This window comes from Serratia sarumanii, assembly GCF_029962605.1.
GTDB classification, from domain to species: Bacteria; Pseudomonadota; Gammaproteobacteria; order Enterobacterales; family Enterobacteriaceae; genus Serratia; species Serratia sarumanii.
On sequence record NZ_CP124750.1, the window covers coordinates 1,498,120 to 1,522,667 of the forward strand.

Sequence of the window (24,548 nt, forward strand, 5' to 3'; positions counted from 1 at the left end):
CTCCGGTTACATCGGCGGCACGGTGCCGTCTTTGCCGGCGGATATGCGGGTGGCGACGCGCTCGCCCTTATCGTTGGCGGCGGAGAACAGCACGATGTGCACGCCCGGTTTCAGCAGGCTCAAATCGCCCGGATCCAGCGTCACGATTGGCACGTCTTCCGGCACGACGACGGTTTTCTGCTGGTTGCCGTAGGTGACGGTCAGGGTGCGGCCGTTGGATTTCACCAGTTTGCCGACGGTGCCGTTGGTCATGGTGTCTACTTTGCCGTCGGCGGATTCCCAGGCCGAGTGCCCTTCGCCGGTGCCGCGCAGGCTGGCGGCGAACACGTGCACCTCCAGCGCTTTGAGCGTGCCGTCCGGCTGCGGCACGGCGGCGGTGCCGATAAAGCTGTCCGGTTTGATGTCGTCCAGCGTGGCCTTGGAAACGCTGAGCACTTTGGTCTGATCGTTCAGCTTGACGCTGAGCGTCTCACCCTTGCGATCGGTCAGCTGCAGATTGCCGTCGGCCACCTGGCTGATGGTGCCGCGCAGCGGCGCGATAACCTTGCCCGGCGTTTGAGCGGCGGCGGCCAGGCCGCTGGACAGCAGCAAGGTGGACAACAGTAAACCGGCTATACGATGACGGGTAATCATAACGTTCTCCTGAAATGAGTTTGCCGGGTAAGCATGGTTGAGCCATTGGGTCAGCGCCATGGCCGTTTGATGACATTAATGTCATCAAGTTTGTCCGCCGAAGCTGCTAGTATTTTTGCAGACGTAACGAGGTGGTGAGCATGCGAATACTGGTAGTTGAAGACGATATCGGCACAGGGGATTACCTGAAGAAAGGGCTGAGCGAGGCGGGGTACGGCGTCGATTTGGCGCGCACCGGCACCGACGGGTTGTTTCGCGCGTTGGAGCAAGACTACGATGCGATCGTGCTCGACGTGATGCTGCCGGGGCTGGACGGTTGGCAGATCATCGAGGTGCTGCGCAAGAAAAGCGACGTGCCGATTCTGTTTCTCACCGCTCGCGACGGCGTGCAGGATCGCATCCACGGTCTGGAGCTGGGCGCGGACGATTATCTGATTAAACCGTTTTCGTTCACCGAACTGGTGCTGCGTTTACGCACCTTGCTGCGCCGTGGGCCGGCGCGCGAAGCCGATCATTACGCCATCGCCGATCTGCAGCTGGACGTGCTGCGCCGCCGGGCGGTGCGTCAGGAACAGGTGATCCCGTTGACCAACAAGGAGTTCATGCTGCTGCACCTGCTGGTGCGGCGCGAGGGCGAAGTGCTGTCGCGCACGCAGATCGCCTCTCAGGTGTGGGACATGAATTTTGACAGCGACACCAATGTGGTTGACGTGGCGATCAAACGCCTGCGCGCCAAAATAGACCGGCCGTTCGACGTCAAGCTGATCCACAGCGTGCGCGGCATCGGCTATGTCTGCGAGCCACGCTCGTGAACGGGCGCACTTCACGTCGGCCGGTGTCGCTGACGCTGCGCACCGCCACGCTGTTCGCGCTGGTGGCCGCTTTGGTGGTGAGCGGGACGGGCGGGTATCTGTATAGCGCCATGCGCCAGGAAATGACGCTGCGCAGCGATCTGCAGGTGACCGGGCGCGTAGAGTATTTCCGCCATTTGCTGGGACAGCGCTTTCCTTTGGCGCGCCTGACCGCCAATAACGGCCTGTTTGAAAACATGCTGGGCAATGAACAGGACGTGCTGATTTTCCAAATTCCGGGGCAAAAACCGCTCATCAACGTGAACCCGGCCGGGGTGGCATTGCCGCCGATCGCGCCGACGCCGGCCGGCCAGGCGCAGACGTTGGCCGCCGTGCGCGGCGGGGAAACGGCGCAGGGGGTGCCGCTGCGCGCGGCGTCGGCGATGGTGCGCCTGGAAGACGGCAGCCTGTTGCAGATCTCCGCCGCGCATGTGATGGTCAACGAGCAGAAGATGCTGGCGCGTTACCTGTGGCGCATCGTCGCGGCGGTGGCGGTGGCTTTCCTGCTGATTGCGCTGCTGGGGTATGGGGTTATGCGCCGGGGATTGAAGCCGTTATGGCGCATGGCGGCGCAGGCGTCGCAGATTGCGCCCAATACGCTGTCGACGCGCCTCAGCGAGCAGGGAGCGCCGAAGGAATTGCAGCAGTTGACCCGTTCGTTCAATGCGATGCTCGATCGGTTGAATGAAGGCTATCAGCGCCTGACGCAGTTTTCCGCCGATCTGGCCCATGAGATCCGCACCCCGATAGGGGCGCTGATGGGCCAGTGCCAGGTGGCGCTTTACCAGCCCCGCAGCGTGGAGGAGTACGAAACCCTGCTGTCGAACAATATGGATGAGCTGGAGCGCATTTCCCGCATGGTGGAAAACATCCTGTTTCTGGCGCGCGCCGGGGAGGCGCAGTCTGCGCTGAACTACGGCCGTCTGGATGTGGCGCTGGAACTGCGGCGGGTGGCGGATTACTTCGAAGGGCTGGCGGAAGAACGCGGCATCGCGCTGAGCTGCGAAGGGGAAGGCGAGTTGAAGGCGGACGCGATGTTGTTCCAGCGGGCGCTGAGCAACCTGGTGGCCAACGCGGTGCGCTATGCCGATGAAAACAGCCTGATCGCGTTGCGGGCTGAATGGCGCGCCGATGCCTGGTGGGTGCAGGTTATCAATCAGGGGCCGCCGATCGCGCCGGCACAGCTGGAAAAATTGTTCGATCGTTTCTACCGCGCCGATCCCGCGCGCAGCGCCGGCAATCATGCCAGTGGGCTGGGGCTGTCTATCGTGCGCGCCATCATGACGCTGCACGGCGGTGAGGTGCGCGCGCAGTGTTCCGCTGGCCAGGATGCTGCTTGCTTGACCTTTAGCCTGATATTCCCTTCATCAGTTCAATGAACTGCGCGAATGTTTTCGCCTGTTGCGAATAATGCGACAGGCGTCATTCGTAAGCTTTTCCTTTCATTATTATTTCCCCAGCGCCTTGGCTGAACCTAAATTTTAACATTTGCGTCGCGGCAAGCGCGTTAATTCATCAGGCTAATGCGTATGCCGGCTATATGTGATTGCGCTCAACATTCACGTGTTATTATTTTTTTATTAAAATTTAGTTCTGCGGCTATTTTTTGAGATGATTTTCCTTAAAGTTGATAATTTGCGATATAAAAAACTAACTTTTTGGTTTTTATCGCGTCAATATATCAATGGGCGTGGTGATTGGTTAACCTTTGGTTATGGTTTGCAAGAAAAATCCTATATAACGGTGGTGAGGTGAAAAAGCGTATTTCGTGGCGTTGATTGCGTGGTTTTTCTTGCCTGCATTTGGGTGTTTTTGCGAATTAACCCGATTTAATATTTCATTAACATTTGACGCCAAACTATAAATTATCGCTATAGTGAAAACATGTGAATAAAATGAAATATAGATTTAATGACCATATTCTCTTTGACGCAGACACCAGAACCCTTAGCCCAACTGATTTTTCTGACGATCCCATATCCATATCCAGTCCTTCCAAGCGGTTGTTGCTGCTGCTGATTGCCCACCATGGCGAGGCCGTGGGGCGTGAATTGATATTCAAGAAGGTCTGGGACGATTACGGCATGGTTTCCAGCAATAATAATCTTAATCAGTGCGTCAGCAAATTACGCCGGGTGATTAAAAATCTGGGCGTCGAAGAAGAGGTTATTGTCACTGTCCCTAAAGTGGGTTTTATGCTGCGTGATGAGATTACCATCGAGTCTTATGAGGAAGCGGAAGATAGACACGATGCAGAACCCGCCGCCTCTTTGCCGGAGCCTGCGCCCGAAGCGGCGATAAACCCGCCATCCGCAACCGTCATCAACCGGGCCACCTCTTTTTTCGGTGATTCCCGCCGCGGCTGGCTGATGATCTGTGCATTGGTCCTGGGGGGCATCCTCATGGCCATTGCTGTCACCGCCTATTTCAGCGGCTCGGAGGCCCGGCAGGAGAGCTACCTGGGAAAGTCCGGCAATTGTAAGGTTTTCATGTCCTTGCCTGCCGCCTCGGCGTCGGTCAACGCCAGCCTGAATCGGGACATTCTGGCTTACGCCGCTCACCAAACGGGAGAATGCAGCGGCGATGAGTTTTTGCTGGTGGTGCGCAGCAATCAGGTCAGGGCTTACATTTCCGGCATTTCCCGCTTATTCCTGCTGCGCTGCAAGATTTTGCGTGAACATAAAATGGAGATCTGTTCCGGTTTGGAAAGCGACAATGCCGAGTTTATTAATTGACCATCGATAGCCGTCGGCCCAACGCGATTGAAAGGACGGTGGATATGACAAAAATATTACAGCATTGAAATTGAACGTTTGCTTTTCATTTGGCGGGGTGCCGTGTGGCGTCTATCGAGAGGTATTTCCCTTTCTCTACCGCTTTCTACCTCATTATGGTGATTATGTATGGTTAAAGCCGATTTCGGTGATGCGCTGCTATTTTTTGAACCCAGCTATTTAGTGAGAACAGGAATGGAAGCATTTCTCGTTACCCGATCAAGTGACAGGTATTTTATCGATGCCTTGAGCGAGCTGGAGGGAGCATTGAAAGGAGGGAAGCCGCGCGCGCTTATTATGGAGTTATATCATCAGAACGAATATTTGTATGATGTATTGCGGTTCGTTCTGACGGCAAAAAATGTCTGGCCGGAAATTCCCTTGGTGATTTTCACCGCGGTAGAACACCCCGGTATATTAGCGCTGTTAGCGACGGATGCGCGCATAGCTATAGTGGCAAAGGAGGAGCCTTTGCATTGCCTGCGTGATGCCATTGCGGCTGCGGGGGAGTTCTCCGGCTATCGTTCCCCGCATATTCGTGCCCGGTTGGCCCATTCGCCTGTCGCATTATCTGACGGTGAATGGCGAGTTTTGGCCATGATGGCTGCCGGCGCATCTCCACGAAGCATTGCCAACCTGACCCGGCGAAGTTACAAAACCATCAGCTCCCATAAACTGAATATTATGCGAAAACTGAGCCTCAATCAGGCCGGTTTTATGCGGCTTATTCTTACCCTGAGAACCCGCTATCCTTCCTGAAATGTGGCAAGAGTCACCTCTTCTCTGCAGCAGTCGATCTTCATTGGCTGCTGCTCTCCTGAGTTAATCCAATCAATCTTCTCTCCGCAACGAACGAATGACGCGGGCTGAAATTCTGTACGGACATGGCAAGGATAAACAGGGTTGCTTTGTGGTTAAACAACAACCGCTTTGATGGGGTTAAACCACAATATGATTGTGCTTTCATCAAAGGCTTAATCCGTGTTTTAACGTGATTGTCGGGGGCCGCAATCTTAATTGCGGCATTTAAATCTAAATATTTGAACTTTAATAGTTAATGATTCTTTTTTGAACGGCTGGGGATATTCTTGTGGCGTCAAGCAGACTGGCTAAACGCAGTGATGCAAACGGCTGGCTGAGAATGGACGAAAGAAAGAAAACATATTCAACATTGAAGGGAGTTATACCATGAAGAAAATGACACTGGCTCTGGCGATCGTTTCCGCCTTTGCAGCGGTCAGCACTGCTCAAGCCGCCGACGTTACCGCTCAGGCGTTGGCAACCTGGTCTGCGACCGCCAAGAAAGACACCACCAGCAAACTGGTTGTGACGCCGATTGGCAGCCTGACCTTCAACTATGCAGAAGGCATTAAGGGTTTCAACAGTCAGAAAGGCCTGTTTGACGTCACCGTGGAAGGCGATACCACGGCCACCGCTTTCAAACTGACCTCAAAACTGGTCTCCAATACGCTGACTCAGCTGGATACTTCCGGTTCTACGCTGGAAGTCGGGGTGAACTACAACGGTGCTGCGGTAGAGAAAACGGCTGAAACCACCATGATCGACACCACCGCCGGCATTTTGGGCGGCAATCTGAGCGCCCTGTCCAACGCCTATAACCAGGCCGGCCGCACCAGCGCGCAGGATCAATTCACCTTCAGCATCATCGGCGCGACGTCAAACGGCACCACCGCCGTTACGGATTTCAGCACGTTGCCGGAAGGTATCTGGAGCGGCGACGTCAGCGTCGAGTTCAACGCGACCTGGACTTCCTAATCCCCCGAACGATCTGCACCTGGCAGGGGGGAGACCTCCTGCTATTTATCGCTCATCAACGCCAGTGGAATACCGCAATGACACGCTTTTCTCTCGCCGTCACCCTGATGTTAATGCTGCTGCGGCCGGCTTTGGCTCTCGATGTGGGTGAGATCAGCTCCTTCATGCCTGGCGACAGCGCGCGCCTGAGCAAGGAAATCAAAAACACCACCGACAGCGGCCGGCTGGTGAACATCAAGATCGAACGCATTTCCAGCCCCCTGGCCTCCGGTACGGCGATCCCGATGAGCAGCCGGGATGAAATGCTGCTGTCGCCCGCCAGCCTGATCTTGCCGGCCAACGCCAGCGACGTGATCCGCTTTTACTACAAGGGACCGAACGATGCTCAGGAGCGCTACTACCGCATCGTTTGGTTCGATCAGGCGCTGAGCGAGGCGGGGCAAAACTCGGATCGGCGTAATGCCGTGGCCACCACGTCGGCGCGCATCGGCACCATTTTGGTGGTGGCGCCTCGGCAGGATCGCTTCGCCTATCAGTTCGCCAACGGACGGATCAAAAACACCGGCAACGCCACGTTCAAAGTGGTGGCCTACGGCAATTGTAGGAACAAGCAAGACGGCAGCGACTGCAAGGAGAACTATTTCGTGATGCCGGGCAAGGATCGCGCCTTCAGCAAGGTTGACGTCAACGACAAAAAAGGGCGCGTCGCGCTGTGGCACGGCGAACAGTTTATCCCGGTGAAGTAATGCGCGCGTTATCCACGATGGATGCAAAACAATCACGCAAGGAGTGGCATGTGAACGCTGTGCTGTTGAAAACGCTTTTGGCTGCCGGTGCGCTGGCGCTGCCGACGCTGTTGCCTGGCCGTATGGCGATGGCGGCCGGTTTGACGCAGATTAACGGCGTGCTGATCCCGCAAACCTTCAGCCTGGCGTTGCGCGAGGGGATGAGTATTCCGCTGTTGTTGCATTATGAAAAGAGCGATGGCGTCAAAGACGACAGCCGCATCGGCCATGCCTTTCTCTACCTGGATCAGGACAGGCTAACGATTCGTCGGGTGACGCTGGAGGATAACGACGACGGCGCCCGGCTGACGGCGGCGATAGCCGGCCAGCTGCAGGCTTTGCAGGATGCGCCATTCGATCGGCAGCAGCATATCCGGATCGCGGACGACGCCTGGCTGGCGCTGGATTTCCGGCAGCTCAACCTGCAGCTGGTGGTGAAGGAATCCGCGCTCGGAACGGTGCTGCGCGCCCGCTCCAGCGACATCGGCGCGTCCAGCGTGGATGCCGTAAGCAGCACGCTGGATTATAACCTCGGGGTCTACGATAACCGGGCCCGCGCCAGCGAAGGCAATACCTCCAGTTATTTATCGCTCAACGGCGTTACCGCGTTGCGTGAACACCACGTGGAGTTGAACGGTTCCATCTACGGTATTGGCAGCGGCGATGAAAACGCCACGCTGTACAAAGCAATGTACGAGCGTGATTTCGCCGGCCGCCGTTTCGCCGCCGGCATGCTGGACAGCTGGAATCTGCAGTCGCTGGGGCCGGTCACCACCATCAACTCGAGCAAGATTTATGGTCTGTCCTACGGCAACCGCGCCAACTCGACGGTATTCGATAATTCCCAATCGCTGACGCCGATCGTGGTTTTTTTCCCCTCGGCCGGCGAGGTGCATTTGTCGCGCGATGGGCGGCTGCTCAGCGTACAAAACTTCACGATGGGCAACCATGAAGTGGACACCGGCAGCCTGCCCTACGGCATTTATGACGTCGAGGTGGAGATCGTGGTCAACGGCAAAGTGGTGGATAAACGCATGCAGCGAGTGAATAAACTGTTCAGCCCCAATCGCGGCGCCAATGCGCCGCTGGCCTGGCAATTCTGGGGCGGGATGCTGCGCATGGACGACTGGCGCGGCGAGCGAGAGCGCCACCGCCCGGCAAAGGACTCTTATTTGCTTGGCGCTTCGGCTACCGGCAATCTGCACACGCTGAATTGGGCGCTGTCGGGGTATTCGTTTGACGGCAACGCCGTCGGCGAGAGCCGAGTCAGCCTGCCGGTGACCGAGTCGATTCAGATCAACCTGCAAAACATGGCGGCCTCCGATCGCTCCTGGAGCCTGGTCAATAGCGTCAGCGCCGCGTTGCCCGGCGGCTTCAGCAGCGTATGGATCAATCAGGAGAAAACGCAGATTGGCGATCGTCTGTTGCAAAATGACGCCTATAACCGCGCCGTTGGCGGCAGCCTTAATCTGGGGGCGCTGTGGTCTCCGCTGGGCACCCTGAGCGCCAGCTACAACGACGATAAGAAGAACGACAGCCACTATTACAACGCCGACTATTACCAGAACATCTTTACCGGCCGCTTCGGCACGCTGGGCGTGCGGGCGGGCGTGCAACGCTACAACAACGGCAGCAGCAACGCCAATACCGGCAAGTACATCGCGCTCGATTTTTCGCTGCCGATGGGCAACTGGCTCAGCGCCGGCGTTTCCAACCAGAACGGCTACACCACCGCCAACCTGGCGGCGCGCAAGGACATCAAGGACGGGCCGATCCGCACCCTGGGCGCCAACCTGTCGCGGGCGATTTCCGGTGATACCCGCGGCGACAACCGCTTCAACGGTGGTGGCTATGCGCGCTTCGACACCAAGTATTCTGCCGGCACGCTCAACGTCAGCAGCTCCGCCGACGGCTATGTTAACAGCAGCCTGACCGCGAGCGGCAGCATGGGCTGGCAAGGGCGTGATATTGCCATCAGCGGCCGCAACGAAGGCAACGCCGGGATTATCTTCAATACCGGCATTGAAAACGACGGCCTGCTGACCGCACGGGTTGACGGCCGGATGGTGAAGCTGAGCGGCAATAAGAATTACCTGCCTTTGTCGCCTTACGGTCAGTACGATGTTGAGCTGATGAACAACAAAAACTCGGCGGAGAGCTTCGACATCGTCACCAAGCGCAAGAGCAGGCTCACCCTGTATCCGGGCAACGTGGTGGTGATCTCGCCGGAGATAAAACAGATGGTGACGGTGTTCGGCCGCATCAAGGCGGAGGACGGCACGCTGCTGGCCAACGCCTATATCAAGAACCATATCGGCCGCACCCGCACCGATGAGAAAGGCGAATTTATCATGGACGTCGACAAGAAATTCCCGGTTATCGATTTTACCCACAGCGGCAATCAGACGTGCGAAGTGGATTTGGATCTCAGCAAGGCGCAAGGCGCGGTGTGGGTCGGCGACGTGATCTGCACCGGGCTGAAAACCTATGCGGGCAATCTGTCATCCGGGGAGTCTGACCATGAGAGCTAACGTTGCGCTGTTGTTGTTGGCGCTGGTCACCCCCGCGCTGCAGGCGGCGGTCAGCCAGACCAACTGGCCGGATGCGGCGGTAATGAAATTTGTCTTCGTGGAGAACAACGCCGACGACAACTTTTTCGTTACGCCGGCCGGCGGGCTGGATCCGCGCATGACCGGCGCCAACAAGTGGACCGGGCTGAAATACGGCGGTTCCGGCACTATCTATCAGCAGAGCCTGGGGTACGTGGACAATGGTTACAACACGGGGCTGAATGCCAACTGGCGCTATGACATGTGGCTGGAAAATGCGCCGATAAAGAATCCGTTCCTCGGCTTGCGTTGCATCAACTGGTATGCCGGTTGCAATATGGATACCAGCTTGATTCTGCCGCAGACCACCGACGAAAAGGGATTTTACGGCGCCGTGGTCACGCCCGGCGGCGCAAAATGGATGCACGGCATGATGTCGCCGAGCTTCTATCAGTATCTGAAGCAGATGGCGGCGGGTGACGCTTTCAGCATGCAGATCAACGGTTGCCAAACGTCGGTGGCTTACGACGCCGCGGCCGGCGGCCGCTGCCAGGATCAGGCCAGCGGCAGCTGGTACAAGCGCACCGTCACGCACAGCAAGGCGGCGCACCTGCGCTTTATCAATACCAACGCCGTATCGGAGGTGTTCGTCAACAGCGATGGGGTGCCGATCATCGGCGAGGGCAATGCCGATTGCAAGAACCAGACTATCGGCGCCCGCTCGGGCATCATGTGCAAGATGGTCAGCTATGATTTGCAGACCGACGGCAGCGTCAGCAATACCTCGATTCATGTTTTCCCGGCGATTAACCATGCGGTGCTGTCATCCGCGGTGAACGCCGCCGACCTGCAGTTCAGTCTGAACGGCAACACCTGGAAAAACACGTCGGGCACCGGCAGCTACTATACCTTTAACGAACTGAAGAGCAGCAATGCCGTCTATGTGTTCTTCTCCAGTAACTTCTTCAAACAGATGGTTGCGCTGGGGATTTCCGACAGCGGCACCCGCGATCTGATCAATTTCCGTTTTCAGAACACCACCTCGCCGGAGTCGGGATGGTATGAGTTTTCCACCTCAAACCAGCTGATTATCAAGCCGCGCGATTTCAGCATCAGCATTATTTCCGATGATTACGACAACAGCCCTCATCGTGAAGGTTATGTCGGCCCGACGGAGCCGGCGCTGGAGTTCGGCTACCTGGTGACTACCAGCGGCAAAACCGCCGCCGATCAGGTGAGGGTGATGGCGACCGGGCCGACTCGGGCGATCAACGGGGTGAACTATTGCCTCTTTTCTTCCGCGGATAACAGTACCCAGGTGCCGTTTCCCGCCACCCTCGGCATCACCACCAGCACCAACGGCCAGCAGAGCTTCGCCGCCGGCTGCGATGGCCAGTGGCACGACATGACCAATGCGCTCTGGAGCAGCACCCCGTGGAATGATATTTCCGGCGAAGTGGGGGTGCTGAACAAGACCCGCGTGACCTTTAGTATTCCGATGAATAATCCGATCTCGCTGAGAACCGTCGACGGCAACGGTTGGTACGGCGACGTCAGCGCCGCCGGTGAAATTCATGTCGAAGCCACCTGGCGCAACATCAATTGAGGGCAGAGCGTGAAACTTATGCTGATAGGGTTGCTGTGTTTGTCCTTCCCCTTTACCGCCGCTGCAATCAATGTCGGCACCCTGACGTTTGCCATGGATCAGGATCGCTCATTCACCGCCAAGCGGGTGTTGAATAACAACCGCAGCGCGCGCCTGTATCAGGTGAGCATTCGCGCCATCGATCGGCCGGGAGAGCGCGAGGTGCGCAGCCGGCTGGCGGATGGCGAACTGCTGTTCGCGCCGCGCCAGCTGACTCTGCAGGCCGGGCAGGCGGAGTACTACAAGTTTTTCTACCGCGGGCCGCAGGATAATCGCGAGCGTTATTACCGGGTGTCATTTCGCGAAGTGCCGACCCGATTGTTCGAGCCGGGGCCGCGTCGGGGCGCCGGGGTCAACCTGGAGCCGATCGTGGTGATGGACACCATTCTGGTGGTGCGCCCGCGTCAGGTAAACTTTGCCTATCGGCTCGATACCCAGCGCGGTACGCTCACCAACACCGGCAACACCTACTTCAAGTTCCTGCTCAAGCCGGGCTGCAACAGCACGGATGAAGAGGGCGTCACCGAATACCTGCGCCCCGGCGATACGCTGACCCATGCCGGTATTCGGCTGAAGGGGCAGAAATTCATTATCTATAACGACAAATTTATCAGCGTCGATCGCAGCTGCCTCGATTAACGCGGCGGAATGGCAAACCGGAAACAGGCACCGCTTTGCACTTGTTCGATCAGCTGAATATCGCTGTCGTGCAGCTGCAAAATGCGCCGCACGATCATCAACCCCAGCCCGCCGGAAGGGCGCCGGGCGCCGCTCAGGACAGACGGGCGCACGAACAGATCGGCGCGCAGCGTCTGCGGAATACCGGGGCCGCTGTCGCTGACCTGCACCATCACCCGATCGTCCTGCCGCCACAGCCGCACGCCGATGTCGCCGCCGGGCGGCGTATGGCGAATGGCGTTGTCCAACAGGTTGGTCAGCACCCGCTCAATCATGCTGAGATCGGCGAACACCGGCGGAATGCCGGGGGCGATGTCGGCGTGCAGCCGCTGGTTGCGCGCCTCCGCCGCCAGCTCGAACTTTTGGAACACGTCCTGCAACAGCTCGCTGAGGGAGAAGGGCTCTTTCTGCGGTTTCACCACGCCATACTCCAGCCGCGCCAGCTCGAACAGCTCCTGCGCCAGCTTGCCCACCTTGCGGCTCTGCGCCAGCGCGATCTCCAGGTAGCGCTGCCGATCGGCTTCGCTCAGGGTGGCGGCTTTGACCGACAGCGTCTCCAGATAGCCGTGCAGCGAGGTGAGCGGGGTGCGCAGATCGTGCGAGACGTTGGCGATGAACTCGCGCCGCAGCCGATCCTGCTGCGCCAGCGTTTGCCACTGTTCGGCAAGGCGCTGCGCCATGCGGTGGAAGGCCTGCTGCAGCTGGCTGACTTCGTCGCGCCCGGCCCTGACCGCCGGCAGCGATGCGTAGGCCTGCACCGCCTCGATGCCGCCGCTGTCCAGCGCGCTGACCTGCCGGGTCAGGCGACGGATAGGGCGCGTCACCCAATAAAACGCCAAACCGCCGGCCAGCAGGCTGAACAGCACCATCAGCCCGGAGGTCCACAGCGCCATCCTGACCGCCGAGTTGAACTGGGCGTTGCTGGCCAGCGCCGTGTACTCTTCGCCGAGCAGCACCACGTACAGATAGCCTTCGATCCGGCCATCAACCTTTAGCGGCGCGACGCTGAACACCTTGCGCCCGTCCGCGCTGCGCGGATCGTCGCCATACACCGGCATCGGCGCGCCACCGAGCAGCGCCTGCAGCGGCGGCAGCGCGACCCGCTGCCGCTTCAGATGCCCGGCCGGCGCGGCGTTGCCGATAATCGTGCCCTGTTTGTCGAGCAGGTAAACCTCAACGCTGGGATTCACCGCCATCAGCTGATCGAACAGGGTATGCACCGCCTGCGGATCCGGCCCGTTCACCCCCAGCAGCGGGTTGCTGTCGGCAATATGCTGCGCCAGGTTGCCGGACAGGCGCTGGATCACCGCCTGGCTGTACTGGGTGCTGCTGCGCACCTGCATCCAGCCGGAAAAGGCGCAGCCGATGACGATCAGCAGCGCGAAGATCAGCGTGAGGCGTTGCGCTAACGTAAGGTTTTTCATGGCTCACTCTTGCGGCGCGGCCGCGAATTTATAGCCCATGCCCCACACCGTGAGGATGCGCTCGGGTTCCGCCGGGTTGCGCTCTATCTTGATGCGCAGCCGGTTGATATGGGTGTTGACGGTGTGCTCATACCCCTCGTGCTGATAGCCCCAGACCTGATTCAACAGGCTCAGGCGCGAGAACACCTGGCCCGGGTGGCGGGCGAAAAAGTACAGCAGGTCGAATTCGCGCGGCGTCAGCTCGACCGGCTGCTGGTGCAGGTGCACTTCGCGGGCGATGGGATCGATGGTCAGATCGTTGAAACTGAGCACGCCGGCGTCCATGCGCAGGTTGCGGCTCATCGCTTCCTGGCGGCGGAACAGCGCCTTGACCCGTGCCACCAGCTCCAGCATGGAGAAGGGCTTGGCCAGATAGTCGTCGGCGCCCAGTTCCAGCCCCAGCACGCGGTGTACCTCGCTGGAGCGCGCGCTGATGATGATGATCGGCGTGTAGCGCGTCATGGTGCGCGCCCGGCGGCAAATTTCCAATCCGTCCACGCCCGGCAGCATCAGATCGAGGATGAGGGCGTCCCAGCCGCCCTGTTCCAGCATCGCCATGCCCCGGTTGCCGTCGGCGGCGTGGCTGATGGCGTAACCCTCGTCGCGCAGATGCAGCTGCAGCAGTTCGGCGATGTCGCCGTCGTCCTCGACGATCAAAATTCGTTTTGGCTTGTCCATTCTCATTACCGCTGATTGCCCGTTTCTCTCCGAAGTCTACACAACCCCCACCGGCGGAGTTATCACATTTTATTTAACTTTGTGTGAGGTCTTGGGGAACAAATCCGGGGAATACTCGGCTCATCGCCTCATTGGTCGCCAGGAGTTCGCATGAACCTCACTCTCACCCCGGAACAACGACAGACGGTGCATCCGCTGTGGCTGCGGTTGACGCACTGGCTGAATGCGCTGGCGATGCTGATCATGGTGACCAGCGGCTGGCGCATCTACAACGCCTCGCCGCTGTTCAACTTCAGCTTTCTCAATGAGCTGACGCTCGGCGGCTGGCTGGGCGGCGCGCTGCAGTGGCACTTCGCCGGCATGTGGCTGTTCGGCGTCAACGGGCTGTGCTACCTGCTGATCAACCTGGCCAGCGGGCGTTTCAAACGCAAATATTGGCCGCTCAGCCCACGGCAGTTTCTCGCCGATATAGGCGCCGCGCTGCGCGGCAGGCTGCAACACGCCGACCTGCGCCACTACAACATGGTGCAGCGCGTGGCCTATCTGTCGGTGATGATCCTCGGCGTGATGAGCGCGCTGTCCGGGCTGGTGCTGTGGAAATCGGTGCAGTTTCCGCTGCTGCGCACGCTGCTCGGCGGCTATGAGGCGGCGCGCTATATCCACTTTTTCGCCATGTCGGCGCTGGTGGCCTTCGTCGCGATTCACCTGGTGATGGTGGCGCTGGTGCCGCGCACGCTGCTGGCCATGCTGCGCGGACGCTAAGGAGTGAATAATGGAAAAGGATAAACAGATCATGACGATCGATGAAGGGCAGGCGATCGTCAAAGAAGCGCAGCGGCTGTTGAGCGCGTCATCCCGCCGCCGCTTTCTGCGCAATGGCCTGACGCTGGGCGGCATCGCCATGCTCACCGGCTGCGATCTCAGCGACAACGCCAACGTCGAACAGGCACTTAGCCGCATGTCGCGCTTCAACGATCGGGTGCAGGGCTGGCTGTTCGACGGCGAGCGCCTGGCGCCGGTCTACCCGGAATCGATGATCACCCGGCCGTTTCCGTTCAACGCTTTCTACGCCGAGGAGGACGCGCCGGACATCAACGGCGACGACTACCGGCTGGAGGTGGCGGGACTGGTGCAGGACAAACGCGCCTGGAGCCTGCCGCAGCTGCACCGGATGGCGCAGGTCAGCCAGGTGACGCGCCATATCTGTGTCGAGGGCTGGAGCGCCATCGGCAAGTGGGGCGGCGTGCCGTTCGCGACCTTTCTCAAGGCGATTGGCGCGGATCTGAGCGCCCGCTACGTCAGCTTCAAATGCGCCGACGACTACTACACCAGCATCGACATGGCCACCGCGCTGCATCCGCAGACGATTATCGCGCTGACTTATGACGGCCAGATCTTGCCGCGCAAGTACGGCTACCCGATGAAGCTGCGCATGCCGACCAAGCTGGGCTACAAGAACCCGAAACACATTCAGGTGATCGAGGTCACCAACCGCTTCCCGGGCGGTTACTGGGAAGACCAGGGCTACAACTGGTTTGGCGGCAGCTGAGGCGGCCGCCGGCCATTCTCCGGCACTCCGGTGCCTTTGACATGACGGAAGGAAATACCATGAAAAAGTTATTCGCAATGATGATGTGCAGCGCGCTGATGCTGGGCGTAGCCGGCGCCAACGCCGCTGATGGCATGAGCAAAGACGCGATGGAAAAGGACGGCATGAGCCAGATGTCGCACGACGGCATGGCGAAAGATGGGATGAAGAAAGAGTGCATGGGCAAGGAGTGCATGAAGAAAGACAAGATGGGCAAAGACGCCATGAAAAAGGATGGCATGGCGAAAGACGGTATGGCCAAAGACGGCATGAAGAAAGACGAAATGAAGAAGGACGCGATGGGGCACTAAGCCGCCGCACTCCGCGGCCGCCAGCGGGCGATCCGCGGTGGCCGTGGGCAACATAAGGAGAGAGGATGATGCTGGCGACATGGCTGCGGCGCTTTCAGCGCTCGAACGGGGACGTTATCTTTATGCGCGCGGCGCTGGTGGTGATCTTCGCCGCCTTCGGCTACGCCAAATGGTTTGATTACGAGGCGCAGGGGCTGGTGCCGCTGATCGGCAACAGCCCGCTGCTGAGCTGGATGCATCAGGCGTTCGGCATCCGCGGCGCCAGCTATGCGCTGGGCGTCGCTGAGTGGAGCTTCGGTTTGCTGCTGCTGGCGGGATTCTGGTCGCGGCGGCTGGGGTTGCTGGGGGCGATCGGTTCGACGGTGACCTACCTGACCACGCTGACGCTGATATTTTCCACGCCGGGTGCCTGGGAGCCTTCCGCCGGCGGTTTTCCGGCCATGGCCGGCGCCACCAGCTTTTTGATCAAGGATCTGGTGTTGCTGGCCGGTTCCCTGGTGCTGCTGAAAGCCGATTTGCCGGCCGAGCAGGCATAAAAAAGGGCGTAGCCTGGCTACGCCCTCTGGTTATTGATCGACCGTCACATATCCGGGAAGGTCAGGGTGCCCCCCGGCGCTTCGCGATGAATGTGCAGGAAGTTCAGGTGCTTCTCGTACTGGTCGAGGATATCGCCAATCACCTGTTCCTTGCTGTAGTCCATCAGGTCGTTGCCCTGGGTGCCTTCCATCAGGAAGGTTTCCAGCCGGTAGTAGTGCGACTTGCCGGAGCGGGCGCGGTAGGTGAAGCCCGGCACCGAGTAGCGCATCGGCCAGATCTGATAGATGAAGTTCTGTTCCTCGCCCAGGTGCACCAGCAGCTCCAGGTGGTTCAGGCGCTCGTCTTCGGTCGGCGGCACTTCACTGAACTCCACTTTCGCGCCGCGCAGCTCCAGCTCGCGCGCCACGTCCTGCATTGCCGGGCGGCAGACTTTATCCAACATTTTCTGCGTGTACTGGGTGCCCGGGTAGTTCATCACCCGCGACAGGCGCTGTTTCCAGTTGAGCACGTCGTGGCTGGAGACCGGCACCGGCGCCAGGGTGCTGAGCGCGCTAGCCTTGCGGTAGTCTTCCACCCGCAGCGATTTATACAGCCCGGCCATCACGAAGAAGATCACGAAGCTGAACGGCAGGCCCATGATCACCGTGGTTTTCTGCAGCGCCGGCACGCCATCGGTCATCAGCATGCCGATGGTCAGCAGGCCGATGGCCACCGACCAGAAAATCCGCAGCCAGTTTGGCGCATCATTATTGATGTCGGCCAGGCGCGAGGTGAAGTTGCCCAGCACCAGCGAGCCGGAGTCCGCCGAGGTGACGTAGAACAACAGGCCGGTGATGGTGGCCACCGAGGCGCTGAAGGTGAAGCCGGGGTATTGCGCCAGCAGGCTGTAGAAGCCGCGCTCCGGGAACTGCATCACTTCCTGCGCAAACTCGGCGTTGCCGTGAATGATCTGGTACAGCGCGCTGTTGCCGAAGATTGACAGCCACAGCAGGGTGAACACGAACGGAATGATCAGCGTGCCGACCACGAACTGGCGAATGGTGCGCCCGCGCGAGATGCGCGCCAGGAACAGGCCGACGAACGGCGACCACGCCACCCACCAGGCCCAGAAGAACAGCGTCCAGTTGTTCATCCACTCCACCGGCCGATCGAAGGCGAAGCTGTTGAGCGTCATGCCCATAAAGCGGTTGATGTAATCGCCGACGTTGAGCACCAGCGCATTGAGCAGGAACTCGGTGTCGCCGAAGAACAGCACGAACAGGATCAGGCCCAGCGCCAGCAGCACGTTCAGCTCGGACAGGATGCGGATGCCCTTGTTGACGCCCGAGGTGACCGAGATGGTGGCCATGATCACCGACAGCAGGATCAGCGAGCCCTGCACCGTCAGGTTTTCCGGGATCTCGAACAGCACCTTGAGGCCGTAGTTGAGCTGCACCACGCCGATGCCCAGCGTGGTGGCGATGCCGAAGATGGTGCCGAGCACCGCGGCGATGTCCACGCTGTGGCCGATCGGGCCATTGATGCGCTTACCGAAGATCGGGTACAGCGCCGAGCGGATGGTCAGCGGCAGATTGTAGCGATAGCTGAAGTAGCCGAGGGCGATGCCCATCAGCGCATACATCGACCAGCCGGTCAGGCCGTAGTGGAACAGCGTCCAGACCATCGCCTGGCGCGCGGCCTCCAGCGTTTGCGCGTCGCCTTCCGGCGGCATCATGTACTGGGTCACCGGCTCGGCGACCGAGAAGAACATCAGGTCGATGCCGATGCCGGCGGCGAACAGCATCGCCGCCCAGCTCATCAGGCTGAACTCCGGCTTGGACTGCTCCGGCCCGAGCTTGATCGAACCGAAGCGCGAAGCGGCGATAAACACCACGAACACGATGTACAGCGTCGCCGCCAGCAGGTAGTACCAACCGAAGGTGGTCGACACCCAATTCAGCGTGCGGGTGATCCACTGCCCGGAGAAGTCGGTGAAAAAGATGGTCATCAGCGAGAAGGCCAGGATCAGCCCCGCCGAGGTGAAGAAAACCACAGGGTTGAGGCGGTCCTGCTGCGGTTTGGAGGAGGTTTCGCGTGTTGTCATCGTCATCCTCTGAACTGAGTAAAATCGTGCCGCTCCGCATTTCGGGGCGCGTTGGCGCCGCCGGAAAACGGGCGAATGAAGGCGGCGGCCACCCCATCAGGAGGGCCTGAGTAACGCCGCTTTCGCCTGTTAACGAAGCGCCGGCGCGCTTCGCGGCGGGAACCGCTTACAGCCACTGATTTTGGTCAGATTCGTTAATTACCTCACAAAAATCAGCCAGTTCCACAACCAGATAGTACAAATTTTTAACCAGGCGGCAATAAAATATATGCAATTTTTATTGAACGTTCAATCAAAAAAAAGTTTAATAGTCCCCATGATGACCTGAATCACGGGCGAAACGGCAGTGAAATTTGCCCGCTGAGATAAGGCCGAAGTCGGTTTTGTGAGAGTCGAAATATGCCAAAGGTAGGAATGCAGCCAATCAGAAGGCAGCAGTTGATTGATGCCACGCTCGCCGCGGTAAACGAAGTGGGAATGCATGACGCCACCATCGCGCAGATCGCGCGGCGGGCCGGCGTTTCCAACGGCATCATCAGCCATTATTTCAAGGACAAGAACGGCCTGCTGGAAGCCACGATGCGCTATCTGATCAGCCATCTGGGCGAGGCGGTGAAGCTGCGTTTGCAGGCGCTGACCGATAACAGCCCGGCGGCGCGGCTGCAGGCGATCGTCGCCGGCAACTTCGACGACAGCCAGATCAATAGCGCGGCGATGAAGACCTGGCTGGCCTTTTGGGCCAGCAGTCTGCACCAACCGCAGCTCAACCGGCTGCAGCAGGTGAACGGCCGCCGGCTCTATTCCAACCTGTGCGCCGAGTTTCGCCGCGTCATGCCGCAGCCGCAGGCGCGGTTGGCGGCCAAGGGGCTGGCGGCGCTGATCGACGGACTGTGGCTGCGCAGCGCGCTGCGCGGCTCGGCGTTCAATCAGGCGCAGGCGCTGGCGCTCACGACCGAATACATCACGTTCCAACTCCGGGGGCAGACGCCGCCCGGAGGATAACTCAAGGAGATCCTATGTCCCGTTTTGGCTTGCAGAAGCTCTATATTCATGGCGCCTATGTAGACAGCACCGCTGGAAAAACCTTCAACGCCATCAACCCGGCGAACGGCGAAGTTCTGGCGGAAGTCCAGGCCGCCGGCGCTGAAGACGTCGATCGTGCGGTGGCCAGCGCGGCCAGCGGGCAGAAGGTGTGGGCGGCGATGACGGCGATGGCGCGTTCGCGCATCCTGCGCCGCGCGGTGGATATTCTGCGCGAGCGCAACGATGAGCTGGCGGCGCTGGAAACGCTGGATACCGGCAAAGCGATGTCGGAAACCACCGCGGTGGACATCGTCACCGGCGCCGACGTGCTGGAGTATTACGCCGGCCTGATCCCGGCCATTGAAGGCGAACAGATCCCGCTGCGCGAAACCTCATTCGTCTACACCCGCCGCGAACCGCTGGGCGTGGTGGCCGGCATCGGCGCCTGGAACTACCCGATTCAAATCGCGCTGTGGAAGTCCGCGCCGGCGCTGGCGGCGGGCAATGCGATGATCTTCAAGCCGAGCGAAGTCACCTCGTTGACGGCGTTGAAGCTGGCGGAAATTTACACCGAAGCCGGCCTGCCGGACGGCGTCTTCAACGTGGTGACCGGCAGCGGCGCGGAAGTTGGGCAGTACCTGACTGACCATCCGGGCATCGCCAAAGTCTCTTTCACCGGCGGGGTGAAAACCGGCAAGAAGGTGATGGCCAACGCGTCGGGGTCGACGCTGAAAGAAGTCACCATGGAGCTGGGCGGCAAGTCGCCGCTGATTATCTTCGACGACGCCGATCTGGATCGCGCCGCCGATATCGCCATGATGGCCAACTTCTACAGCTCCGGCCAGGTGTGCACCAACGGCACCCGCGTCTTCGTGCCGGCGGCGCTGCAGGCGCAGTTTGAGGCGAAAATCCTCGAGCGCGTGAAGCGCATTCGCCTCGGCGATCCGACCGATCCGCAGACCAACTTCGGGCCGCTGGTCAGCTTCGCGCACATGGAATCGGTGCTGCGCTTTATCGAAAGCGGCAAGAACAGCGGCGCGCGCCTGCTGTGCGGCGGCGAACGCGTCACCCACGGCGAATTCGGCAAGGGCGCTTACGTGGCGCCGACGGTATTCAGCGACTGCCGCGACGACATGGAAATCGTGCGCGAGGAGATCTTCGGGCCGGTGATGAGCATTCTCAGCTACCAGAGCGAAGAGGAAGTGGTGCGCCGCGCCAACGATACCACCTTCGGCCTGGCCGCGGGCGTGGTGACCAACGATCTGGCGCGCGCGCACCGCGTGATCCACCAACTGGAAGCCGGCATTTGCTGGATCAACACCTGGGGCGAGTCGGCGGCGGAAATGCCGGTCGGCGGCTACAAGCAGTCCGGCGTTGGCCGTGAGAACGGCCTGACTACGCTGGAACACTACACCCAGATCAAATCGGTGCAGGTTGAGCTGGGCGAATACGCCTCGGTATTCTGATCTTCCCGCCGTCTTTCGAGCCGCAGCCGCGTTGGCTGCGGCCGACAATCTCTAGAGAGCCAAAATACACAGCCTGTTGCCGAGTCGCGCTTCGCGTCTTTGCCTGACCAGGCCTCTATAAAGTAAGGAGATAATGAATGGAATTTGACTACATCATTATCGGTGCCGGTTCCGCCGGCAACGTGTTAGCCACCCGATTGACCGAGGACGCCGACGTCAGCGTCCTGCTGCTGGAAGCCGGCGGCCCGGATTACCGGATGGATTTCCGTACCCAGATGCCGGCCGCGCTGGCGTTTCCGCTGCAGGGCCGCCGCTATAACTGGGCGTATGAGACCGATCCTGAGCCGCACATGAACAATCGCCGGATGGAATGCGGCCGCGGCAAAGGGCTGGGCGGTTCGTCCCTGATCAACGGCATGTGTTACATTCGCGGCAACGCGATGGACTTCGATAACTGGGCCAAAGCGCCGGGTCTGGAAGACTGGACCTATCTGGACTGCCTGCCGTATTTCCGCAAGGCGGAAACCCGCGATATCGGCCCGAACGACTATCACGGCGGCGAGGGTCCGGTGAGCGTCACCACGCCGAAAGCCGGTAACAACGAACTGTTCCACGCCATGGTGGAAGCCGGCGTGCAGGCGGGTTACCCGCGCACCGACGATCTGAACGGTTACCAACAAGAAGGCTTCGGCCCGATGGATCGCACCGTGACGCCGAAAGGGCGCCGCGCCAGCACCGCCCGCGGCTATCTGGATCAGGCGCGTTCGCGGCCGAACCTGAAGATCGTCACCCATGCGCTGACCGACCACATTGTGTTCGACGGCAAGCGTGCGGTGGGCGTCAACTATTTGCAGGGCGACAGCAATCAACTGACCCACGCCAAAGCGCGGCGCGAAGTGCTGCTGTGCGCCGGCGCCATCGCCTCGCCGCAGATCCTGCAGCGTTCGGGCGTCGGCCCGGCGGCGCTGCTGAACAGCCTGGATATCAAGGTGGTGCACGATCTGCCGGGCGTCGGGGAAAACCTGCAGGATCACCTGGAGATGTACCTGCAGTACGCCTGTAAGAAACCGGTGTCACTGTACCCGGCGCTGCAATGGTTCAACCAGCCGAAGATCGGCGCGGAATGGCTGTTCAACGGTACCGGCGTTGGCGCCAGCAACCAGTTCGAGGCCGGCGGCTTCATCCGCAGCCGCGCAGAATTCGCCTGGCCGAACATTCAGTATCACTTCCTGCCGGTGGCGATTAACTACAACGGCAGCAACGCGGTAAAAGAGCACGGCTTCCAGGCGCACGTCGGCTCGATGCGTTCGCCGAGCCGCGGCCGGGTGCAGGTGAAGTCGAAAGATCCGCGCCAGCACCCGAGCATTCTGTTCAACTACATGTCGACCGAACAGGATTGGCAGGAGTTCCGCGACGCTATTCGCATCACGCGCGAGATCATGGCGCAGCCGGCTTTGGACGAATACCGCGGCCGCGAGATAAGCCCGGGGCCGGAGGTGCAGACCGACGAGCAGCTGGACGCCTTCGTGCGCGAGCACGCCGAAACCGCCTTCCACCCGTCCTGCTCGTGCAAGATGGGCGAGGATGAGATGGCGGTGGTCGATGGGCAGGGCCGGGTGCATGGCATGGAAGGATTGCGGGTGGTGGATGCGTCAATCATGCCGCTGATCATCACCGGCAACCTGAACGCCACCACCATCATGATCGCCGAGAAGTTAGCCGATCGCATTCGCCAGCGCGCGCCGCTGCCGCGCAGCACCGCCGACTATTACGTCGCCGGCGATGCGCCGGTGCGCAAACAGTAACCGACACGCCCTCTCGCCGTTGAGGGGGAGGGCCGCCGTAGCAAGCAACCCCTCTCCATATGCTCTTCCCCAAGGCGAGGGGGCAACTCTCTTTTTATTCCTTATCCCATCATGCCGCCGGCAGCGAGATCGCCTGATCGAAACTGGTGGGCGTCGCCATGCGCCACATGCGGGCGTAGAACTCGCTTTTGATCTCCGGCTGCAGCAGCGCGCCCGGCTCCAGGTAGTAATAGATATCGGCGTATACCTTGATCTCGGTCGGCGTGATGCGGCGCAGCATATGGTGCGAGGTCAGCTGCTCCGGGCGGCTGACGCCGGCCGCCGCCAACATGTCCGCCAGCGCTTTCATCGTATTTTGATGGAAGTGGTAGACGCGTTCCGCCTTGTTCGGCACCACCAGCGCCTTTTGCCGCAGCGGATCTTGCGTCGCTACGCCGGTCGGGCAGTGGTTGGTGTGGCAGCTCTGCGACTGGATGCAGCCGACGGCGAACATAAAGCCGCGCGCCGAGTTCACCCAATCGGCGCCGAGCACCAGCACGCTGGCGATGTCGAACGCGCTGATGATCTTGCCGCTGGCGCCTATCTTGATCTGGTCGCGCAGGCCGCAGCCTACCAGCGTGTTATGCACGAACAGCAGCCCTTCGCGCAGCGGCATGCCCATATAGTTGGAAAGCTCAAGCGGCGCGGCGCCGGTGCCGCCTTCCTTGCCGTCCACCACGATGAAATCCGGCAGGATGCGGGTGTGCAGCATCGCCTTGACGATGGCGACGAACTCCCACGGGTGGCCGATGCACAGCTTGAAACCGACCGGTTTGCCGCCTGACAGCTCGCGCAGCTGTTGTATGAAATGCATCATTTCCAGCGGAGTGGTGAAGGCGCTGTGCGAGGCCGGCGAGATGCAATCGACGCCTTCCGGCACGCCGCGGGTGGCGGCGATTTCCGCATCCACCTTCTTCGCCGGCAGAATGCCGCCGTGGCCGGGTTTGGCGCCCTGGCTGAGCTTGATTTCAATCATTTTCACCTGCGGGCTTTGCGCCTGTTCGGCAAAGCGCCGCGGATCGAAATGGCCGTCGGCGGTGCGGCAACCGAAATAGCCGCTGCCCAGCTCCCACACCAGATCGCCGTTGTTTTCGCGGTGATAGCGGCTGATGCTGCCCTCGCCGGTGTCGTGGTAGAAATTGCCCTTGGCCGCGCCGAGGTTGAGCGCGCGAATGGCGTTGGCGGAGAGCGCGCCGAAGCTCATGGCAGAAATGTTGAAGATCGACGCGGAGTAGGGCTGGCGGCAGTCGGCGCCGCCGATGGTGATGCGGAAACTGGTCGGGTCGGCGGCTTCCACCGGCCGCATGGAGTGGCCGATGCACTCATAGCCGGTTTGGTAGACGTCCAGCAGGGTGCCGAACGGTTTGTCGCCCATCTCGTTTTTCGCCCGGCGATACACCAGCGTGCGCTGGGTGCGCGAAAACGGGATCTCTTCATTATCCTGCTCGAGGAAATACTGGCGCAGTTCCGGGCGGATGAACTCGAAGAAGAAGCGCATGCGGCCGATGATCGGGTAGTTGCGGCAGATGGCGTGGCGCTGCTGGGTGAGATCGTAGATACCCAACACCATCAGGCAACCGCAGGCCAGGGCCGGCAGCCAGAACCACGGATAGTTGTGCATCATGATCAAGAAAGCCAGGGTGAGCAAGATGCTCAGTACAAAGCAGGTATAGCGGCTGAATAAGGACGACTTCATAACATCTCCTGATGTTTATTTTAATCCACACGACATGACTCACGGATAATCCGTGTGCGAATCGTAGCCAACAGGAGGAGATGTTGTGTGTCTGTTGCTGCTTTGTCGCCGGTTGTTACATTAATTTAACGCAGCGGCAGGGGAGACGGGTTGCCGCGCGGCGTACCG

At 60.0% G+C, this 24,548-nt stretch carries 21 protein-coding genes; 16 read left to right on the forward strand and 5 right to left on the reverse strand.

Translation table 11 applies throughout. From position 1 onward, the window contains the following. Positions 1-6 precede the first annotated feature (6 nt). Positions 7-633: a hypothetical protein gene (locus tag SSARUM_RS07175; protein ID WP_033637674.1), complete on the reverse strand. Its 627-nt coding sequence runs from the start codon at positions 631-633 to the stop codon at positions 7-9. Between the two features lie 140 nt (positions 634-773). On the opposite strand from SSARUM_RS07175, the gene SSARUM_RS07180 reads away from it, so the two are divergent. From SSARUM_RS07180 to SSARUM_RS07220, 9 genes are all read left to right on the forward strand, one after another. Then, a complete protein-coding gene (locus SSARUM_RS07180; protein WP_033637675.1) occupies positions 774-1,445 on the forward strand; it encodes a heavy metal response regulator transcription factor in 672 nt (223 codons plus the stop codon). After that, positions 1,442-2,863 carry a heavy metal sensor histidine kinase gene (locus SSARUM_RS07185; RefSeq protein WP_033646854.1) on the forward strand — a complete coding sequence of 474 codons (1,422 nt, stop codon included), beginning with the start codon at positions 1,442-1,444 and terminating at the stop codon, positions 2,861-2,863. Before SSARUM_RS07180 ends, SSARUM_RS07185 begins: the two co-directional genes overlap by 4 nt. 516 nt (positions 2,864-3,379) lie before the next feature. Then, a complete protein-coding gene (locus tag SSARUM_RS07190; protein WP_033646852.1) occupies positions 3,380-4,219 on the forward strand; it encodes a winged helix-turn-helix domain-containing protein in 840 nt (279 codons plus the stop codon). Between the two features lie 168 nt (positions 4,220-4,387). Then, entirely contained in the window at positions 4,388-5,017 is a 630-nt protein-coding gene (locus SSARUM_RS07195) for a helix-turn-helix transcriptional regulator (protein WP_033646850.1), read from the forward strand. Between the two features lie 429 nt (positions 5,018-5,446). Further along, the gene (ecpA, locus tag SSARUM_RS07200; protein ID WP_033646847.1) at positions 5,447-6,034 is read left to right on the forward strand and encodes a common pilus major fimbrillin subunit EcpA; all 588 of its coding nucleotides are present in this window, start codon (positions 5,447-5,449) and stop codon (positions 6,032-6,034) included. Between the two features lie 77 nt (positions 6,035-6,111). Continuing rightward, entirely contained in the window at positions 6,112-6,780 is a 669-nt protein-coding gene (locus SSARUM_RS07205) for an EcpB family pilus assembly chaperone (protein WP_033646845.1), read from the forward strand. Between the two features lie 17 nt (positions 6,781-6,797). Further along, positions 6,798-9,350, forward strand: coding sequence for a fimbrial biogenesis outer membrane usher protein (locus tag SSARUM_RS07210; protein WP_049213481.1), 2,553 nt, complete (start codon positions 6,798-6,800; stop codon positions 9,348-9,350). Next, positions 9,340-10,974 carry a fimbrial adhesin EcpD gene (ecpD, locus tag SSARUM_RS07215; RefSeq protein ID WP_060429771.1) on the forward strand — a complete coding sequence of 545 codons (1,635 nt, stop codon included), beginning with the start codon at positions 9,340-9,342 and terminating at the stop codon, positions 10,972-10,974. Before SSARUM_RS07210 ends, ecpD begins: the two co-directional genes overlap by 11 nt. An 18-nt stretch (positions 10,975-10,992) precedes the next feature. Next, the gene (locus SSARUM_RS07220; RefSeq protein ID WP_089185373.1) at positions 10,993-11,652 is read left to right on the forward strand and encodes a fimbrial biogenesis chaperone; all 660 of its coding nucleotides are present in this window, start codon (positions 10,993-10,995) and stop codon (positions 11,650-11,652) included. On the opposite strand, the gene SSARUM_RS07225 is transcribed toward SSARUM_RS07220, so the two are convergent. Beyond that, positions 11,649-13,115, reverse strand: coding sequence for a sensor histidine kinase (locus SSARUM_RS07225; protein ID WP_060429774.1), 1,467 nt, complete (start codon positions 13,113-13,115; stop codon positions 11,649-11,651). The genes SSARUM_RS07220 and SSARUM_RS07225 overlap by 4 nt on opposite strands. A 3-nt stretch (positions 13,116-13,118) precedes the next feature. Continuing rightward, complete coding sequence (locus SSARUM_RS07230; RefSeq protein ID WP_041034140.1) at positions 13,119-13,832, reverse strand: response regulator transcription factor; 714 nt, start codon at positions 13,830-13,832, stop codon at positions 13,119-13,121. Between the two features lie 150 nt (positions 13,833-13,982). On the opposite strand from SSARUM_RS07230, the gene SSARUM_RS07235 reads away from it, so the two are divergent. The 4 genes from SSARUM_RS07235 to SSARUM_RS07250 all read left to right on the forward strand — a co-directional run bounded on the left by SSARUM_RS07235 (position 13,983) and on the right by SSARUM_RS07250 (position 16,267). Continuing rightward, positions 13,983-14,594 carry a cytochrome b/b6 domain-containing protein gene (locus tag SSARUM_RS07235; protein ID WP_041034142.1) on the forward strand — a complete coding sequence of 204 codons (612 nt, stop codon included), beginning with the start codon at positions 13,983-13,985 and terminating at the stop codon, positions 14,592-14,594. 10 nt (positions 14,595-14,604) lie between these two features. After that, positions 14,605-15,381 carry a molybdopterin-dependent oxidoreductase gene (locus tag SSARUM_RS07240; protein ID WP_041034144.1) on the forward strand — a complete coding sequence of 259 codons (777 nt, stop codon included), beginning with the start codon at positions 14,605-14,607 and terminating at the stop codon, positions 15,379-15,381. A 59-nt stretch (positions 15,382-15,440) separates the two neighbouring features. Next, positions 15,441-15,731 carry a pentapeptide MXKDX repeat protein gene (locus tag SSARUM_RS07245; protein ID WP_039566869.1) on the forward strand — a complete coding sequence of 97 codons (291 nt, stop codon included), beginning with the start codon at positions 15,441-15,443 and terminating at the stop codon, positions 15,729-15,731. A gap of 65 nt (positions 15,732-15,796) precedes the next feature. Continuing rightward, positions 15,797-16,267 (forward strand): YkgB family protein, encoded by a 471-nt coding sequence (locus SSARUM_RS07250; protein WP_033637683.1) that lies wholly within the window; start codon positions 15,797-15,799, stop codon positions 16,265-16,267. 44 nt (positions 16,268-16,311) lie between these two features. Here SSARUM_RS07250 and SSARUM_RS07255 read toward each other — a convergent pair whose 3' ends face one another. Next, positions 16,312-18,351 carry a choline transporter gene (locus SSARUM_RS07255; protein WP_033653535.1) on the reverse strand — a complete coding sequence of 680 codons (2,040 nt, stop codon included), beginning with the start codon at positions 18,349-18,351 and terminating at the stop codon, positions 16,312-16,314. A 399-nt stretch (positions 18,352-18,750) separates the two neighbouring features. Here SSARUM_RS07255 and betI point away from each other — a divergent pair, with 399 nt between their 5' ends. The 3 genes from betI (at position 18,751) to betA (ending at position 22,645) form a co-directional block, all read left to right on the forward strand. Further along, positions 18,751-19,353: a transcriptional regulator BetI gene (gene betI, locus SSARUM_RS07260; RefSeq protein ID WP_004939107.1), complete on the forward strand. Its 603-nt coding sequence runs from the start codon at positions 18,751-18,753 to the stop codon at positions 19,351-19,353. 14 nt (positions 19,354-19,367) lie between these two features. Continuing rightward, on the forward strand, positions 19,368-20,840 hold the full coding sequence (betB, locus tag SSARUM_RS07265) for a betaine-aldehyde dehydrogenase (protein WP_033653381.1): 1,473 nt from the start codon (positions 19,368-19,370) through the stop codon (positions 20,838-20,840). Positions 20,841-20,977: 137 nt separating this feature from the next. Further along, the gene (betA, locus tag SSARUM_RS07270) at positions 20,978-22,645 is read left to right on the forward strand and encodes a choline dehydrogenase (protein WP_033646828.1); all 1,668 of its coding nucleotides are present in this window, start codon (positions 20,978-20,980) and stop codon (positions 22,643-22,645) included. 109 nt (positions 22,646-22,754) lie between these two features. Here betA and SSARUM_RS07275 read toward each other — a convergent pair whose 3' ends face one another. Beyond that, entirely contained in the window at positions 22,755-24,380 is a 1,626-nt protein-coding gene (locus SSARUM_RS07275; protein WP_060425563.1) for an FMN-binding glutamate synthase family protein, read from the reverse strand. Positions 24,381-24,548 lie beyond the last annotated feature (168 nt).

Excerpts from the sequence above, each read along its gene's own strand:
- SSARUM_RS07175 (WP_033637674.1), bottom strand. The coding sequence starts at position 633 with ATGATTACCCGTCATCGTATAGCCGGTTTACTGTTGTCCACCTTGCTG.
- SSARUM_RS07180 (WP_033637675.1), top strand. The coding sequence starts at position 774 with ATGCGAATACTGGTAGTTGAAGACGATATCGGCACAGGGGATTACCTG.
- SSARUM_RS07190 (WP_033646852.1), top strand. The coding sequence starts at position 3,380 with ATGAAATATAGATTTAATGACCATATTCTCTTTGACGCAGACACCAGA.
- SSARUM_RS07195 (WP_033646850.1), top strand. The coding sequence starts at position 4,388 with ATGGTTAAAGCCGATTTCGGTGATGCGCTGCTATTTTTTGAACCCAGC.
- ecpA (WP_033646847.1), top strand. The coding sequence starts at position 5,447 with ATGAAGAAAATGACACTGGCTCTGGCGATCGTTTCCGCCTTTGCAGCG.
- SSARUM_RS07205 (WP_033646845.1), top strand. The coding sequence starts at position 6,112 with ATGACACGCTTTTCTCTCGCCGTCACCCTGATGTTAATGCTGCTGCGG.
- SSARUM_RS07210 (WP_049213481.1), top strand. The coding sequence starts at position 6,798 with ATGGATGCAAAACAATCACGCAAGGAGTGGCATGTGAACGCTGTGCTG.
- ecpD (WP_060429771.1), top strand. The coding sequence starts at position 9,340 with ATGAGAGCTAACGTTGCGCTGTTGTTGTTGGCGCTGGTCACCCCCGCG.
- SSARUM_RS07220 (WP_089185373.1), top strand. The coding sequence starts at position 10,993 with ATGCTGATAGGGTTGCTGTGTTTGTCCTTCCCCTTTACCGCCGCTGCA.
- SSARUM_RS07225 (WP_060429774.1), bottom strand. The coding sequence starts at position 13,115 with ATGAAAAACCTTACGTTAGCGCAACGCCTCACGCTGATCTTCGCGCTG.
- SSARUM_RS07230 (WP_041034140.1), bottom strand. The coding sequence starts at position 13,832 with ATGGACAAGCCAAAACGAATTTTGATCGTCGAGGACGACGGCGACATC.
- SSARUM_RS07235 (WP_041034142.1), top strand. The coding sequence starts at position 13,983 with ATGAACCTCACTCTCACCCCGGAACAACGACAGACGGTGCATCCGCTG.
- SSARUM_RS07240 (WP_041034144.1), top strand. The coding sequence starts at position 14,605 with ATGGAAAAGGATAAACAGATCATGACGATCGATGAAGGGCAGGCGATC.
- SSARUM_RS07245 (WP_039566869.1), top strand. The coding sequence starts at position 15,441 with ATGAAAAAGTTATTCGCAATGATGATGTGCAGCGCGCTGATGCTGGGC.
- SSARUM_RS07250 (WP_033637683.1), top strand. The coding sequence starts at position 15,797 with ATGATGCTGGCGACATGGCTGCGGCGCTTTCAGCGCTCGAACGGGGAC.
- SSARUM_RS07255 (WP_033653535.1), bottom strand. The coding sequence starts at position 18,351 with ATGACAACACGCGAAACCTCCTCCAAACCGCAGCAGGACCGCCTCAAC.
- betI (WP_004939107.1), top strand. The coding sequence starts at position 18,751 with ATGCCAAAGGTAGGAATGCAGCCAATCAGAAGGCAGCAGTTGATTGAT.
- betB (WP_033653381.1), top strand. The coding sequence starts at position 19,368 with ATGTCCCGTTTTGGCTTGCAGAAGCTCTATATTCATGGCGCCTATGTA.
- betA (WP_033646828.1), top strand. The coding sequence starts at position 20,978 with ATGGAATTTGACTACATCATTATCGGTGCCGGTTCCGCCGGCAACGTG.
- SSARUM_RS07275 (WP_060425563.1), bottom strand. The coding sequence starts at position 24,380 with ATGAAGTCGTCCTTATTCAGCCGCTATACCTGCTTTGTACTGAGCATC.